Here is a 15,276-nt window from a genome sequence, read left to right on the forward strand (position 1 = left end):
AACGAGAATAATGGACGGTATTTTTGCAACCTACGTGCTGCCCGCGCTGATCATCGCGCTGAAGTCGGTCGTTCTGCTCGTCGTTCTGCTGATCGTCGTGGCTTACCTGCTTTATGCGGATCGCAAGATCTGGGCGGCAGTGCAGCTTCGTCGCGGCCCGAACGTGGTCGGCCCATGGGGTCTGTTTCAGGCTTTCGCCGACCTGCTGAAGTTTGTCTTCAAGGAGCCGATCATTCCGTCGGGTGCCAACAAGGGCGTGTTCCTGCTGGCTCCCTTCATTTCGGCTGTTCTGGCCATGGCGACATGGGCAGTCATTCCGGTCAATGAAGGCTGGGCGGTCGCTAATATCAATGTTGGCATTCTCTATATTTTCGCCATTTCTTCGCTCGAAGTTTACGGCGTGATCATGGGGGGCTGGGCGTCGAACTCGAAATATCCGTTTTTGGGCGCATTGCGCTCTGCGGCGCAGATGGTGTCTTACGAAGTCTCCATCGGTTTCGTGATCGTGACCGTGCTGCTCACCGTCGGCTCGCTTAACCTCACCGACATCGTGCTGTCGCAGAATACGGGTCTTGGCACTTCGCTGGGCTTGCCTGCATCGTTCCTCGACTGGAACTGGCTGGTGCTGTTCCCGATGTTCGTGGTGTTCTTCATTTCGGCTCTCGCCGAAACCAATCGCCCGCCTTTCGATCTTGTGGAAGCGGAATCGGAACTCGTAGCCGGTCATATGATCGAATATTCGTCCACGCCGTTCCTTCTGTTCTTCCTTGGCGAATATGTGGCCATCACGCTGATGTGTGCGCTGATGACCACGCTGTTCCTCGGCGGCTGGCTGCCTCCGGTTGATGTATGGTTCCTCAATTGGGTGCCCGGCATCATCTGGTTCATGCTAAAGCTTTGCTTCTGCTTCTTCCTGTTTGCAATGGTGAAGGCTTTCGTTCCGCGCTACCGCTATGATCAGCTGATGCGTCTTGGCTGGAAAGTATTCCTGCCGATCTCGCTCGCCATGGTGGTGCTGACCGCAACCGTCATCAAAGTCTTTGATCTGGTGTAAGGAGAAATAAAATGGCTTCCTTAGCTCAGGCCGCAAAATCGCTCCTTCTCAAGGAATTCGTCGGAGCCTTCTTCCTCTCCATGCGTCAGTTCTTTGCGCCCAAGGCGACATTGAACTATCCGCATGAAAAGGGTCCGATTTCGCCGCGCTTTCGTGGTGAACACGCTCTGCGTCGTTATCCCAATGGCGAAGAACGCTGCATAGCCTGCAAGCTCTGCGAGGCAATCTGCCCCGCGCAGGCCATCACGATCGAGGCCGGTCCGCGCCGCAATGACGGCACGCGCCGCACGGTGCGTTACGATATCGATATGGTAAAGTGCATTTATTGCGGTTTCTGTCAGGAAGCCTGTCCGGTGGATGCCATTGTGGAAGGTCCGAATTTTGAATTCGCGACTGAAACCCGCGAAGAGCTTTACTACGACAAGGACAAGCTTCTCGCCAATGGCGACCGCTGGGAACGCGAAATCGCGCGTAATATCGCGATGGATGCGCCTTATCGCTGACCGGATATCGTTTATCCGGTGACTGAACGAAGTTTATAAAGCGGGCAGGGCAATAGGGCCTTGCTCACGGAAAGGTGTTGGGGGAACCCCATGCTGACAGGTATTGCGGCAGCGTTTTTCTATCTGTTCGCTTTCATCATGATCGCCTCCGCGTTCATGGTGATCGCGGCACGCAACCCCGTGCATTCGGTGCTGTTTCTGATCCTCACATTCTTCAATGCGGCGGCACTCTTCCTGCTGACCGGGGCCGAGTTCCTCGCCATGATCCTGCTGGTCGTTTATGTGGGTGCTGTGGCGGTTCTCTTCCTCTTCGTGGTGATGATGCTGGATGTGGATTTTGTGGAATTAAAGCGCGGTGCGCTGCAATATGCGCCGGTGGGCGCGCTGATCGGCCTTATCCTTTTGGGCGAGCTGATTTTCGTCTTTGCAAGCCACAGCTTTTCGCCGCAAGTCGGGCAGGGTGCCGTGCCGATCCCGGATCTCGCAACCCGCTCCAATACGGCCGCGTTGGGAGACATTCTCTATACCGACTTCGTCTTCTACTTCCAGATCGCAGGTCTTGTGCTTCTGGTGGCGATGATCGGTGCAATCGTTTTGACATTGCGCCACAAGCCAAACGTCAAGCGCCAGTCGATCCCCGATCAGGTCGCGCGCACGCCTGAAACGGCGGTCGAGATCAGACACGTTGAAACGGGTAAAGGCATCTGAGGACATATTATGGAAATCGGTATCGCTCATTATCTGACCGTTTCAGGCATCCTTCTGACGTTTGGCATTTTCGGTATTTTCTTGAACCGCAAGAACGTCATCGTCATCCTGATGTCGATTGAATTGATCCTGCTGTCGGTCAATCTGAACTTCGTGGCGTTCTCCAGCCAGCTTAACGACATGGTTGGACAGGTCTTCGCCCTCTTCGTCCTGACGGTGGCTGCTGCTGAAGCGGCCATCGGTCTTGCAATTCTCGTTGTTTTCTTCCGTAACCGCGGTTCTATCGCGGTGGAAGACGTCAATGTCATGAAAGGTTGACGGGCAAATGCTCTATTACGCGATCGTCTTCCTTCCGCTTATTGGCTTCCTGATTGCCGGTCTTTTCGGCAACCAGATCGGCGCCAAGGCGAGTGAATTCGTAACCTCCGGCCTTATGGTGATCGTGGCTATTTTGTCATGGATCGTGTTCTTCCAGATCCCGCTTGGGGCTGACGCTGAAACCGTGCGCATTCCAGTGCTACACTGGGTGACGTCGGGTGCGCTGTCGTTTGACTGGGCGCTGCGCGTCGACACGTTGACCGGCGTCATGCTGGTGGTGGTCAATTCGGTGTCGGCATTGGTGCATATCTATTCAATCGGATACATGCATCACGATCCGCACCGTCCGCGTTTCTTCGCCTATCTGTCGCTGTTTACCTTCGCTATGCTCATGCTGGTGACGTCTGACAATCTGGTGCAGATGTTCTTTGGCTGGGAAGGCGTGGGTCTCGCATCCTATCTTCTGATCGGTTTCTGGTTCAAGAAGCCATCCGCCAATGCCGCTTCCATGAAGGCTTTTGTCGTCAACCGCGTTGGTGACTTCGGCTTCCTGCTTGGCATTTTCGGCCTGTTCGCGCTGTTCCAGTCAGTTGATTACAACACGATCTTTGCCGCTGCCGCCAATTACCTGCCGGGTGATGGCGACGCGGTGGTGCTCAATTTCCTGGGTTATGATCTGCACAAGGAAACAGCACTCACCGTCATCTGTCTGTTGCTCTTCATGGGCGCGATGGGCAAGTCGGCGCAGTTCCTGCTCCACACCTGGTTGCCGGACGCCATGGAAGGCCCGACACCCGTGTCCGCACTCATTCACGCCGCCACAATGGTGACCGCGGGCGTGTTCATGATCGCGCGCATGTCGCCGGTGTTTGAACTCTCGCAAACGGCGCTTCTGGTGGTGACCATCATCGGTGCGACCACGGCTTTCTTTGCCGCAACCGTTGCACTCGTGCAAAACGACATCAAGCGCGTGATCGCCTATTCGACCTGTTCGCAGTTGGGCTATATGTTCGCAGCGCTCGGTGTAGGTGCTTATGGCGCTGCCGTCTTCCACCTTTTCACACACGCTTTCTTCAAGGCACTGTTGTTCTTGTGCGCAGGCTCGGTCATTCACGCCGTTCACGACGAGCAGGACATGCGCCGCATGGGCGGTCTGCGCAAGGTGATACCGATTACCTACTGGATGATGATGATCGGAACCGTGGCCATTACGGGTCTTGGTATTCCGGGAACCATGTTCGGTATGGCTGGCTTCTTCTCCAAAGACGCGATCATCGAGTCTGTTTTTGCCTCGCACAGCGCGGCAAGCGGCTATGCCTTTACTCTTCTGGTGGTGGCAGCCCTCTTTACGAGCTTCTATTCCTGGCGCCTGATTTTCATGACCTTCTTCGGCAAGCCACGCGCTTCGGCGGAAGTCATGCATCACGCGCATGAATCGCCGCCCGTCATGCTGGTGCCGCTGTTCATTCTGGCAGTAGGTGCGATCCTTGCCGGTGTGGTGTTCAAGGAGCTCTTCTTCGGCCACGACTATGCCGAATTCTGGAAGGGTGCGCTGTTCACATTGCCGAGCAACGAAATCCTCGAGCATTACCATCATGTGCCGACATGGGTGAAACTGTCGCCCTTCATCGCCATGGTGACTGGTTTCGTGATCGCCTATATCTTCTATATCCGTTCGCCCGAAACGCCCAAGGCACTGGCAGCGCGCCATCGCGGCCTCTACCAGTTCCTGCTCAACAAGTGGTATTTCGACGAACTCTACGATTTCATCTTCGTTCGTCCGGCCAAGTGGCTCGGTCGCCTGTTCTGGAAGGGCGGCGACGGCTGGCTCATTGACGGCTTCGGCCCGGATGGCGTTTCGGCTCGTGTGCTTGATGTCACCAACCGTGTCGTCAAGATGCAGTCCGGATATCTTTATCATTACGCATTCGCGATGCTGATCGGCGTCGCCGCGCTCGTCACCTGGATGATGCTCGGGAGCTCTTTCTGATGACCGACTGGCCAATTCTCTCAACGGTCACGTTCTTGCCGCTCGTCGGCGCGTTACTGATCCTTCTCATCAAGGACGACAGCGAGGCTGCACGCCGCAACATCAAGAATGTTGCGCTGCTGACCACGATCTTCGTCTTCATCCTGTCACTGGTCATCTGGGCGGATTTTGACAATTCCAACCCCGGTTTCCAGATGGTCGAACAGATCGACTGGATCGGCGGCGGCATTAGCTACCATATGGGCGTGGATGGTATTTCCATGCTGTTTGTGGTGCTCTCAGCTTTCCTGATGCCGTTCTGCATTCTGGCAAGCTGGGTGTCGGTCGAAAAGCGCGTCAAGGAATATATGATCGCCTTCCTTATTCTGGAAGTGATGATGATCGGCGTGTTCTGTGCGCTGGATCTGTTCTTGTTCTACGTGTTCTTCGAGGCGAGCCTCATTCCGATGTTCATCATCATCGGCGTGTGGGGCGGAAAGCGCCGCGTCTATGCGAGCTTGAAGTTCTTCCTTTATACGCTGCTCGGCTCCGTGCTTATGCTGATCGCCATCATGGCGATGTACTGGCAAGCCGGAACCATGAACATCGTCGAACTTCTCAAGCATGACTTCCCGGCCAATATGCAGACATGGCTATGGCTGGCGTTCTTTGCTTCCTTCGCGGTCAAGATGCCGATGTGGCCGGTCCACACCTGGCTGCCGGATGCGCACGTGGAAGCACCGACCGCAGGCTCGGTCATTCTGGCCGGTGTGCTTTTGAAGCTTGGCGGTTACGGCTTCCTGCGCTTCTCGCTGCCGATGTTCCCGCTGGCTTCTGCCGATTTCGCACCCTTCATCTTCGCGCTGTCGGTCGTCGCCATCATCTACACATCGCTTGTGGCGCTGGTGCAGGAAGACATCAAGAAGCTGATCGCCTATTCGTCGATTGCGCATATGGCCTATGTAACCATGGGTATCTTTGCCGCAAACGAGCAGGGCGTTCAGGGCGCAATCTTCCAGATGCTTTCGCATGGTATCGTGTCGGCGGCACTGTTCCTCTGCGTCGGCGTCATCTATGACCGTATGCATACGCGTGATATTTCGGCCTTCGGCGGACTGGTCAACAATATGCCGAAATACGCGGTGGCCTTCATGATCCTCACCATGGCCAATGTCGGCCTGCCGGGGACATCGGGCTTCATCGGCGAGTTTCTGACGCTGTTCGGCGTGTTCCGGGTCAATACATGGGTGGCGTTGCTTGCGACTACGGGTGTAATCCTCTCGGCGGCCTATGCGCTCTTCCTCTATCGCCGGGTCATATTCGGTGCATTGGAAAAGGAGAGCCTCAAGGCGCTTCTCGATCTTTCTCCGCGTGAGAAGGTTATTCTTTACCCGCTGGTGGTGCTTACCATCTTCTTCGGCGTGTATCCGGCTCCGGTCTTCGATGCGACCGCAACTGCTGTGAGCGCTCTGGTTCAACATTACGATGCTGCGATTGGCGGAGCCGCCAACGCCATGCTGGTACGTTAAGAAAATAGAGGCGTAAAAGGTCATGCAGACTGATCTGATAGCTCACCTGACCCTTGCTGCACCGGAGGTTCTCCTTGCGGTAAGCGCCTTGGCACTGCTCATGATCGGCGTGTTTTCCGGTGAACGGGCAACCACGCTCGTCAACGGACTGGCGGTCGCAGTGCTGATTGCAGCCCTGGCACTGGTGGTTCTTTTCCCCAAAGACGGCAGCGCCTTTGGCGGCGCTATGGTCAATGACAGTTTTGGCCGCTTCATGAAGGTGTTGACACTGGTTGGTTCCATCGTCACGCTGATCATGTCGGTGGGCTTTGCAAAACTCGAGAAATTCGACAAGTTCGAATTTCCAGTGCTGATCGTCGTGTCCACGCTCGGTATGTTGCTGATGGTGTCGGCCTCCAACATGCTCTCACTCTATCTCGGCCTTGAGCTGCAATCTCTCGCACTCTATGTGCTGGCGGCATTTAACCGCGACAGCGTGAAATCGACTGAAGCAGGCCTTAAATATTTTGTGCTTGGATCGCTGTCTTCGGGCCTTCTGCTTTACGGTATCAGCCTCGTCTACGGTTTCACCGGCCATATCGGCTTTGCTGAAATTGCGACAGCCATTACCAGCGGCGAGCGCCAGCTTGGCCTGGTTTTCGGTCTGGTGTTCATTCTGGCCGGCCTGGTGTTCAAGATTTCGGCGGTGCCGTTCCATATGTGGACGCCTGATGTCTATGAAGGTGCGCCGACGCCTGTGACGGCATTCTTTGCGGCCGCCCCCAAGATGGCTGCCATGGCGTTGATCGTGCGTGTGGTATGCGAAGCCTTTGCTCCCGTCACCCATGACTGGCAGCAGATCATCGTCTTCATCGCCATCGCCTCGATGGTCTTGGGTGCTTTTGCAGCCATCGGCCAGCGCAACATCAAGCGCCTGATGGCCTATTCCTCGATCAGCCATATGGGTTATGCGCTTGTGGGTCTGGCTGCCGGAACGGCAGTGGGTGTGAAGGGTGTTGCGATCTATATGGCGATCTATCTTGCCATGACGCTCGGCTCGTTTGCCTTCATTCTCGCCATGCGCACGCGTGACGGAAATGTCGAACAGATCGACGATCTGGCAGGTCTGTCGCGCACCAATCCGGTGCTGGCAACCATTATGACGATCTTCCTGTTTTCGCTCGCTGGCATTCCGCCGCTCGCAGGCTTCTTTGGTAAGTGGTACACTTTCCTTGCAGCCGTTCAGGCTGGACTGCTGCCGCTGGCGATCATTGGTATCGTGGCATCGGTCGTGGGCGCATTCTACTATCTGCGCATGATCAAGGTCATGTGGTTCGACGAGCCGACGGGTGTAGGCTTTGTCCCGGTCGCGGGTGAGCTTCGTCTCGTTCTCGGCGTCACGGGCGCTTTCGTGCTGTTCTACATCTTCCTCGCTGGCCCTATTGGCAATTATGCCGATATGGCTGCGAAGTCGTTGTTCTGATAGACTGCAACGGGTGTCTCGCATGCATTTTGCGCTATCGCCTGTTGCCCACAATATCGGCTATCGCCTCGAAAGTTTTGCGGCGATTGGCTCGACCAATGCGGAAGCGCTGACACGCGCTGCCTCGGGCGATACCGGAAAATTGTGGCTTGTGACCAAAAGACAGGAACAGGGCCGGGGCCGTCGCGGTCGCGTCTGGACGGCACCGGACGGCAATCTGGCTTCCACCCTGCTTCTGGTCGAAAATTTCGATGTCACGAGTGCCGCAACACTCGGCTTTGTTGCAGGGCTTTCTCTGGCCAACGCGCTCGACGCGGTCTTTGCCATCTTTCCCCCCACGGTGCCTTCCAAAATTACGCTAAAATGGCCCAATGATGTGTTGCTCAATGGTGCGAAACTAAGCGGTATCGGTCTTGAATCCACGCTTGTGCGTGAAAGGGCCCTCGGCGTGGCCGTCGGCATCGGGACCAATGTCGTTGGCTACCCGGAAGATTTGCCCTATCCGGCGATTTCGCTTCATGCGGTGGGATGCAAGGTCGATGCCGAAACGCTGTTTTCAGCGCTGTCGGATGCATGGGTGGAAAACTACCGCATCTGGGACATGGGGCGTGGACTGGACCATATCCGCAAGCGCTGGCTTGAGCGTGCGCATGGACTTGGCGACAATGTCGCCATCAAGCTTCAGGACAGGGTCGTCGAAGGCCGTTTCGAGACAATTGATGCGGCGTGTCGTTTCGTCATTCGCGACGATGACGGCGAGCGGGTTGCGATCACGGCGGGTGATGTCTATTTCGGAACGGCTGCAACATTGCGCAAATAACAGGATTATCGTGTTGCCAAGACTTGCAACTGTGGCCGTTTGGGTTCAGTTGAAGCGCAATCGATAGACAAGATAATAACAGAGGAAATTTCATGGCCCGATCCAACAACCCGGAACTCGTCTTCCTGCCCTTGGGCGGAGTGGGCGAAATCGGCATGAATCTGGCTATGTACGGTTTCGGTCCGGAAGACAATCGTGAATGGCTGGTGGTCGATATGGGTGTGAGCTTCGCCGGTCCCGAACAGCCGGGCGCTGATCTGATCCTGCCTGATATTCGTTATCTTGAAGCCCAAAAACACAATCTGCGCGGCATTGTGATTACACATGCGCATGAAGACCACTTTGGCGCTTTGCTCGATCTGTGGCCGCGTTTGCAGGTGCCGGTCTATGCGACACCATTTACGGCCGGGCTTTTGGAGGCCAAACGCCAGTCGGAACACGGCGCACCGGATATTCCGGTCAATATCTACAAGGCCGGTGAAACATTTGAGCTCGGCGCGTTTAAGATCGAGGCGATTGCCGTCACCCATTCGATCCCCGAGCCGGTTTCGCTGGCCATCACCACCTCGCTTGGCACGGTGATCCATACCGGCGACTGGAAGATGGACCCAGAGCCATCGCTTGGGCCGGTGATTGATGAAGCGCGCTTCCGCGCCTATGGCGATAAGGGCGTTTTGGCGCTGATCTGCGATTCCACCAATGCCATGCGCGAGGGCGAATCCGCCTCCGAGCGGCAGGTGAGCGAGAGCCTGCGCGAACTGATTGAAAATGCGCGGGGTCGCGTGGCGATCACCACCTTCTCCTCCAATGTCGGACGTATCCGCTCCATCACGGAAGCCGCACGCGATGCAGGCCGCCAGGTGCTGGTGGTCGGGCGCTCCATGAAGCGCTCGATTGCCGTTGCGACCGAACTTGGTTACATGGAAGGTCTGCCGGAATTCTTAAGCGAAGAGGATTACGGCTATATTCCGCGTGAAAACGTGGTGGTCATCCTTACGGGCAGTCAGGGAGAGCCGCGTGCGGCGCTGGCAAAGCTTGCGCGTGATGAAATGCGCAGCCTTGCGCTCTCGCCGGGTGACACGGTCATCTATTCCTCGCGTGCTATTCCCGGCAACGAAAAAGCCATTCTCGATATCAAGAACCAGCTGATCGATCGCGGGATCAAGATTATTGGCGACGAGGATGGGCTGGTGCATGTCTCCGGCCATCCGCGTCGCAGTGAATTAAAGCGCATGTACGCATGGGTGCGCCCGGAAATTCTTGTGCCTGTGCATGGTGAGGCGGCACATCTTGTGGCGCAAGGATCGCTCGGTGCCATGGAAGGCATCGAACAGGTAGCCCAAATCCGCAATGGCGACGTGCTGCGGCTCGCACCCGGTAAGGCAGAAATCATCGACGAAGCACCGATTGGCCGCATCTACAAGGACGGCAAGCTGATCGGCGACGAGGACGAGATCGGTATGGTCGAGCGGCGCAAGCTCGCTTATGTCGGTCATGTCGCGGTCAATGTTCTGCTCGACCGCGAAAACAAGCTTCTGGACGAGCCGGATCTGGCTGCTTTTGGTCTGCCGGAAGAAGACGGGCAGGGCGATCTTCTCGAAGATATTCTGCTCGATGCGGCAGTCGAGGCCATCGACAGCATTCCGCGGGTGCGCCGCAAGGATGTTGAACTGGTTCGCGAATCCGTGCGCCGTGCCGTTCGCGCTGCGGCAAATATGACATGGGGCAAAAAGCCTGTGGTGACGGTGTTCGTGAACAGGGTACGTTAAACGCATAAGCGTAAAGCATGGGAGGTGCTGATGCTTGAACGTCTCAATCATGTGGCGATTGCCGTACCGGATATCGCCGCCGCATCAGCCCTTTACCGCGATCAACTGGGTGCGAATGTGTCTGCACCGCAGGCGCTGCCCGAGCATGGCGTCACTGTCGTCTTTATCGATGTCGGCAATACCAAGATCGAACTGCTGGAGCCTTTGGGAGAAAATTCGCCAATTGGCGCTTTTCTTGCCAAAAATCCGTCAGGCGGCATGCATCACCTGTGCTATGAAGTGAAGGATATTTTGGCCGCCCGCGAGGTGTTGAAGGCAAAAGGTGCACGCATCCTGGGTGACGGCGAGCCCAAGCAGGGCGCGCATGGCAAGCCGGTGCTGTTCTTACATCCGAAAGATTTCAACGGCACGCTTATCGAACTTGAAGAGGTATAAATGTCCCTCATTTCCGCAATTGCGATCTATTTCATTATCTGGTGGACGACGCTTTTCGCGCTTTTGCCGGTAGGGCTGCGTACGCAGGCTGAGGAAGGTAACGTGACGCTTGGAACAGTCGCAAGCGCACCGGCAAAGCCACGCATATGGCGCGCCTTTCTGCGCACAACGATAGTCGCCAGTCTCATCTTCGCGCTCTATTATTATCTGACGCAAGTGCGCGGCCTTGGTCTGGACGACATCCCGCACTTCTTTCCTGATTTGAAGTGATCACAGCCTTTTCAATGTTGACCATGCAATGCCCTGCCTAAAATTTAGGCGGGGTTTCTTTTTAATTAGAAATCTCTAATGCAATTATAGATTGTGGCTTTTGATTTGTGTCTTTAGCGTTTTTCGGAAGCGTGAGAGATACAGTTCCACATCTGCTCGTAGTTAAGGCTTGCGGGAAAACGCCCAGCCATGCTGTTTAATCCCATTCCTGTGCACAATTGTCGTTTTGTATTATAATCACACAAAAATAATAGGTTAATACTGGACGTGCGTTCAAAAATGGCGCATAGGAACCGCGTGGCAGCGTAACAGGCCAAACGCAAAAAAAAAGCAAGGCTTTCGCCTTGCTAATCGAATACGCGTTCGACCCGTTTCCATTTTACCGGCGGCAGCGATAATCGCGCCTGGATCCATCCTCCCAAGACTTTGACCGCGTGAAACCAACGGTTTTAATCCGTTGTGCTCTTATGCTGAAAAAAATAGCGGACTGCACAGCTTTTGTCACCAAAAATCTTCTATCCCGTCACATTTCTTTCGCAATTATTTTCTGTTTTGGCTCAAACACCGGTAAAATCTTGAAATTGAAGGCGAAACCCGGCGCGTCACCTGGGAAGCGCTGGCAAAAGGCGGCGTCAAACCGTCTGTGGATGGTGAAATCTGCGCCATGCAAAGCGAAACGCTGCGGCTTTCCATTGGCGGCATAACCCGATAATAAACCAGCGGATATGCTTAATTTTTGCCTGATTCTTAAAGCATTCAGGCATTCTCACATGAACGGTGGTTCGCATGCGTCTGTCGCAGTATTTTTTGCCCATACTGAAGGAAAATCCGAAAGAGGCGGAAATCGTCTCTCACAGGCTGATGCTGCGTGCGGGGATGATCCGTCAGCAATCGGCAGGCATTTACGCCTGGCTGCCGCTCGGGCTTAAAGTATTGAACAAGGTCTGCGACATTATCCGCGAGGAGCAAAACCGCGCAGGTGCCAATGAAATCCTGATGCCGACCATCCAGTCTGCCGATCTGTGGCGTGAGAGCGGGCGCTACGATGCCTATGGCAAGGAAATGCTGCGCATCGAGGACCGGCAGGAGCGCGAAATGCTGTTCGGTCCGACTAATGAGGAAATGGTCACAGACATTTTTCGCTCATACGTGCGCTCCTATAAGGATCTGCCGCTTAATCTTTATCATATCCAGTGGAAATTTCGTGACGAAGTGCGTCCGCGTTTCGGCGTGATGCGCTCGCGTGAGTTTTTGATGAAAGACGCCTATTCGTTCGACCTCGATTATGAGGGCGCGAAAATGGCCTATTACCGCATGTTCGTGTCTTACCTGCGCACTTTTGCCCGTGTCGGCTTGCAGGCGATTCCCATGCGCGCCGATACTGGCCCTATTGGTGGTGACCTTAGCCACGAATTCATCATTCTGGCTGAAACCGGTGAAAGCCAGGTCTATTGCGATCGTGCTTATCTGGGGCTTGATGTGCCGGGTGCTGACACAGATTTCCGTAACGATGCGCAATTGACCGATATCGTCGAGCGCTGGACAGCACCTTATGCTGCAACCGATGAAATGCATGACGAGAGCGCATGGACACAGGTGAAATCCGACGACCAGCTTTCGGCACGCGGCATTGAAGTCGGCCACATCTTCCATTTCGGCACCAAATATTCGGACGCCATGGGCGCGAAAGTGCAGGGGCCGGACGGCAAGGAACATGCAGTTTCCATGGGGTCCTACGGCATTGGCCCGTCGCGTCTGGTGGCGGCTGCTATCGAGGCTTTCCACGACGATGCGGGCATCATCTGGCCCAAAGCCATTTCCCCATTCGGTGCGGGTATCGTCAATATGAAACCGGGCGACGAGGGCTGCGATCAGGTGAGTGAAAAGATCTACGAAGCGCTCAGCAATGCCGGTATCGATCCGCTGCTTGATGACCGTGACGACCGTCCGGGCGCGAAATTCGCAACCATGGATTTGATCGGCCTGCCGACGCAGGTGATCGTCGGTCCGCGCGGCGTGGCAAGCGGCGAAGTCGAGATCAAGGACCGCAAGACAGGAGAGCGGCAGAGCCTCACTGTCGATGCTGCCATCAACCTTTTGACGAGTGAAGCATGATTAAAGCGGCGGCAGCAAAGCCTGAAGGCCAACCAGCAGGTAACCCAGCGGGCAAGGACCAGACTGCGGAAAAACCTCTGAAATCCGGGCCTTTTTCGGCTTTCGAGCGGATGATTGCCTGGCGATATCTGCGTGCGCGCCGCCGCGAAACGTTTATTTCGGTGATTGCCGGTTTTTCCTTTACCGGCATCATGCTCGGCGTTGCAACGCTCATCATCGTCATGGCGGTGATGAACGGCTTTCGCGCTGAACTTCTGACCCGAATTCTTGGGATCAACGGCCATCTTATCATGCAGCCCATCGACCGACCGCTCGATGACTATGCCGATCTCATCAAGCGCATCGACGGTATTTCCGGCGTGCAGTTCGCCATTCCCGTGGTCGAGGGGCAGGCGCTTGTGCAGGGCAATGTCGGTGCTGGCAGCGGCGCATTGATCCGGGGCCTTCGCGAGGAAGACCTCGACAAGCTCAAGCTCGTCTCCACCAATATCCGGCAAGGGTCGCTGCAAGGCTTTGATCAAAGCGGCGGCGTGGCGATTGGCACGCGCATGGCGGAAAATCTGGGGCTTACGATTGGCGATACGCTGCGCGTGATTTCTCCCGATGGCGATGTGACGCCCTTTGGCGTCAATCCGCGTGTCAAGGCTTATCCGGTGGTGGCGATTTTTGAGATCGGCATGTCGGAATATGACAATTCGATTGTCCTGATGCCGCTTTCCGAAGCGCAGCTTTTCTTCAATCAGGAAGACAAGGTGCAGTCGCTGGAGATATTCGTCAATAATCCTGACAAGGTCGATGCGATGCGTGCGCCCGTTGAACAGGTGGCAGCGCGCCAGCTCAATATGGTCGACTGGCGACAGCGCAACCAGACGTTCTTCTCAGCGCTTGAAGTCGAGCGTAATGTGATGTTCATGATCCTGACGCTGATCGTGCTGGTGGCCGCTCTCAATATCATTTCCGGCCTCATCATGCTGGTGAAGGACAAGGGCCACGATATAGCGATCCTGCGCACCATGGGCGCGACACGGGGCGCTGTGATGCGCATCTTTTTGATGACGGGCGCTGCCATCGGCGTCACCGGTACGGTTGCGGGCGTGGCGCTCGGCGTACTGGTTTGTCTCAATGTGGAGAGCCTGCGGCAATTCTTTTCGTGGCTTTCGGGAACGACATTGTTCAACCCCGAACTCTATTTCTTGAGTCAGTTGCCGGCCAAAATGGACCCGGGGGAGACGATCTCGGTGATCCTTATGGCGCTTGTCCTATCTTTCATCGCCACCATTTTCCCGGCCTGGCGTGCTGCCAAGCTCGATCCGGTCGAAGCATTGAGGTATGAATAATGGCGGCTGAAGTGATCCTGCGGCTGGAAAAGGTCAGCCGTGCCTATAAGGAAATCGACCGCGAACTGGTTATTCTGAAGGATACCGATTTCACGTTGAGACGCGGTGAGATGGTGGCGCTGGTTGCCCCATCGGGTGCGGGTAAATCGACGCTTCTCCATACGGCTGGTTTGCTTGAGCGACCCGACAGCGGCGATGTTATTCTTAATAACCATTCCTGCGGTGCGCTTTCCGATGATGAGCGCACATCGGTGCGCCGCAACGATGTCGGCTTTGTCTATCAGTTCCACCATCTGCTGCCGGAATTTTCCGCTCTGGAAAATGTGATGATGCCGCAGATGATCCGCGGCCTGTCAAAACAGGCCGCACAGGAACGTGCTCAGCTTCTGCTCGAATATATGAAAATCGGCAAGCGCGCCTCGCATCGCCCGGCAGAACTGTCGGGCGGCGAGCAACAGCGTGTGGCAATTGCGCGTGCGGTGGCCAATGCGCCGCTGGTGCTGCTGGCCGACGAGCCCACCGGCAATCTCGACCCGACCACATCCTCTTATGTTTTTGGTGCGCTGGAGGCGCTGGTGAGACAATCGGGACTGGCAGCCCTGATTGCTACCCACAATCACGCACTGGCTGAGCGTATGGATCGCCGCGTCACGCTGAAGGACGGCAAGGTCGTCGACCTTTAAAAAGGTGGCGCTGCGCATTCCGTCGTAATGCACTCAGCTCTGATACCTTTGATATAGCCTGCTGGCGTTTTTTCGCTGGCGGGTTGTTTTTACTATTCGTAAACCCTAAAATAAAGGGAGTCGCAGAACAGGCATTGACATTGGAACAAAAATAGAACAAATAATAAACATACGTGAACAAAGAGGAGTTATCCCCATGACCGATCTCATCTACGATGTTTTGTCCTTCGTTTCCGTCAGCCTTTTCGTTGCCACCTTTGCTATTTGGGTGAGCGTTATCTGAACATAAAATCCCGGTTTCTCT

Annotated in this window: 14 protein-coding genes; all 14 read left to right on the top strand. The window is 55.4% G+C overall.

The genetic code is table 11. The annotated features are described in order from the left end of the window. Positions 1-10: 10 nt before the first annotated feature. The 14 genes from nuoH to AAIB41_RS02845 all read left to right on the top strand — a co-directional run bounded on the left by nuoH (position 11) and on the right by AAIB41_RS02845 (position 14,972). Positions 11-1,054, top strand: a complete 1,044-nt coding sequence (gene nuoH / locus AAIB41_RS02780) for an NADH-quinone oxidoreductase subunit NuoH (RefSeq protein ID WP_343314087.1) — start codon at positions 11-13, stop codon at positions 1,052-1,054. A gap of 11 nt (positions 1,055-1,065) precedes the next feature. Next, positions 1,066-1,557 carry an NADH-quinone oxidoreductase subunit NuoI gene (gene nuoI / locus AAIB41_RS02785; protein WP_343314088.1) on the top strand — a complete coding sequence of 164 codons (492 nt, stop codon included), beginning with the start codon at positions 1,066-1,068 and terminating at the stop codon, positions 1,555-1,557. A gap of 90 nt (positions 1,558-1,647) precedes the next feature. Next, entirely contained in the window at positions 1,648-2,265 is a 618-nt protein-coding gene (locus AAIB41_RS02790) for an NADH-quinone oxidoreductase subunit J (protein ID WP_343314089.1), read from the top strand. A gap of 9 nt (positions 2,266-2,274) precedes the next feature. Further along, positions 2,275-2,583: an NADH-quinone oxidoreductase subunit NuoK gene (gene nuoK / locus AAIB41_RS02795; protein WP_343314090.1), complete on the top strand. Its 309-nt coding sequence runs from the start codon at positions 2,275-2,277 to the stop codon at positions 2,581-2,583. 7 nt (positions 2,584-2,590) lie between these two features. Beyond that, the gene (gene nuoL, locus AAIB41_RS02800) at positions 2,591-4,573 is read left to right on the top strand and encodes an NADH-quinone oxidoreductase subunit L (protein ID WP_343314091.1); all 1,983 of its coding nucleotides are present in this window, start codon (positions 2,591-2,593) and stop codon (positions 4,571-4,573) included. Continuing rightward, on the top strand, positions 4,573-6,081 hold the full coding sequence (locus AAIB41_RS02805; protein WP_343314092.1) for an NADH-quinone oxidoreductase subunit M: 1,509 nt from the start codon (positions 4,573-4,575) through the stop codon (positions 6,079-6,081). The genes nuoL and AAIB41_RS02805 overlap by 1 nt, the downstream gene beginning before the upstream one ends. 22 nt (positions 6,082-6,103) lie before the next feature. Beyond that, entirely contained in the window at positions 6,104-7,543 is a 1,440-nt protein-coding gene (gene nuoN / locus AAIB41_RS02810) for an NADH-quinone oxidoreductase subunit NuoN (RefSeq protein WP_343314093.1), read from the top strand. A 22-nt stretch (positions 7,544-7,565) separates the two neighbouring features. Then, positions 7,566-8,363, top strand: coding sequence for a biotin--[acetyl-CoA-carboxylase] ligase (locus AAIB41_RS02815; RefSeq protein ID WP_343314094.1), 798 nt, complete (start codon positions 7,566-7,568; stop codon positions 8,361-8,363). Between the two features lie 92 nt (positions 8,364-8,455). Then, positions 8,456-10,132 (top strand): ribonuclease J, encoded by a 1,677-nt coding sequence (locus AAIB41_RS02820; RefSeq protein ID WP_343314095.1) that lies wholly within the window; start codon positions 8,456-8,458, stop codon positions 10,130-10,132. Positions 10,133-10,162: 30 nt separating this feature from the next. Beyond that, entirely contained in the window at positions 10,163-10,567 is a 405-nt protein-coding gene (mce, locus tag AAIB41_RS02825; RefSeq protein WP_343314096.1) for a methylmalonyl-CoA epimerase, read from the top strand. After that, positions 10,568-10,837: a DUF1467 family protein gene (locus tag AAIB41_RS02830; protein WP_343314097.1), complete on the top strand. Its 270-nt coding sequence runs from the start codon at positions 10,568-10,570 to the stop codon at positions 10,835-10,837. It begins immediately after the preceding gene. A 786-nt stretch (positions 10,838-11,623) separates the two neighbouring features. Further along, positions 11,624-12,952 carry a proline--tRNA ligase gene (gene proS / locus AAIB41_RS02835; RefSeq protein WP_343314098.1) on the top strand — a complete coding sequence of 443 codons (1,329 nt, stop codon included), beginning with the start codon at positions 11,624-11,626 and terminating at the stop codon, positions 12,950-12,952. Positions 12,953-13,062: 110 nt separating this feature from the next. Continuing rightward, entirely contained in the window at positions 13,063-14,289 is a 1,227-nt protein-coding gene (locus tag AAIB41_RS02840; protein ID WP_343314789.1) for a lipoprotein-releasing ABC transporter permease subunit, read from the top strand. Beyond that, positions 14,289-14,972, top strand: coding sequence for an ABC transporter ATP-binding protein (locus AAIB41_RS02845; protein ID WP_343314099.1), 684 nt, complete (start codon positions 14,289-14,291; stop codon positions 14,970-14,972). The genes AAIB41_RS02840 and AAIB41_RS02845 overlap by 1 nt, the downstream gene beginning before the upstream one ends. Positions 14,973-15,276: the final 304 nt, after the last annotated feature.

The sequence above is a fragment of the Brucella sp. BE17 genome, from assembly GCF_039545455.1.
Classification (GTDB): domain Bacteria; phylum Pseudomonadota; class Alphaproteobacteria; order Rhizobiales; family Rhizobiaceae; genus Brucella.

Excerpts from the sequence above, each read along its gene's own strand:
- nuoL (WP_343314091.1), top strand. The coding sequence starts at position 2,591 with ATGCTCTATTACGCGATCGTCTTCCTTCCGCTTATTGGCTTCCTGATT.
- nuoH (WP_343314087.1), top strand. The coding sequence starts at position 11 with ATGGACGGTATTTTTGCAACCTACGTGCTGCCCGCGCTGATCATCGCG.
- AAIB41_RS02845 (WP_343314099.1), top strand. The coding sequence starts at position 14,289 with ATGGCGGCTGAAGTGATCCTGCGGCTGGAAAAGGTCAGCCGTGCCTAT.
- AAIB41_RS02790 (WP_343314089.1), top strand. The coding sequence starts at position 1,648 with ATGCTGACAGGTATTGCGGCAGCGTTTTTCTATCTGTTCGCTTTCATC.
- nuoN (WP_343314093.1), top strand. The coding sequence starts at position 6,104 with ATGCAGACTGATCTGATAGCTCACCTGACCCTTGCTGCACCGGAGGTT.
- AAIB41_RS02805 (WP_343314092.1), top strand. The coding sequence starts at position 4,573 with ATGACCGACTGGCCAATTCTCTCAACGGTCACGTTCTTGCCGCTCGTC.
- AAIB41_RS02840 (WP_343314789.1), top strand. The coding sequence starts at position 13,063 with ATGATTGCCTGGCGATATCTGCGTGCGCGCCGCCGCGAAACGTTTATT.
- AAIB41_RS02830 (WP_343314097.1), top strand. The coding sequence starts at position 10,568 with ATGTCCCTCATTTCCGCAATTGCGATCTATTTCATTATCTGGTGGACG.
- AAIB41_RS02820 (WP_343314095.1), top strand. The coding sequence starts at position 8,456 with ATGGCCCGATCCAACAACCCGGAACTCGTCTTCCTGCCCTTGGGCGGA.
- mce (WP_343314096.1), top strand. The coding sequence starts at position 10,163 with ATGCTTGAACGTCTCAATCATGTGGCGATTGCCGTACCGGATATCGCC.
- nuoK (WP_343314090.1), top strand. The coding sequence starts at position 2,275 with ATGGAAATCGGTATCGCTCATTATCTGACCGTTTCAGGCATCCTTCTG.
- nuoI (WP_343314088.1), top strand. The coding sequence starts at position 1,066 with ATGGCTTCCTTAGCTCAGGCCGCAAAATCGCTCCTTCTCAAGGAATTC.
- proS (WP_343314098.1), top strand. The coding sequence starts at position 11,624 with ATGCGTCTGTCGCAGTATTTTTTGCCCATACTGAAGGAAAATCCGAAA.
- AAIB41_RS02815 (WP_343314094.1), top strand. The coding sequence starts at position 7,566 with ATGCATTTTGCGCTATCGCCTGTTGCCCACAATATCGGCTATCGCCTC.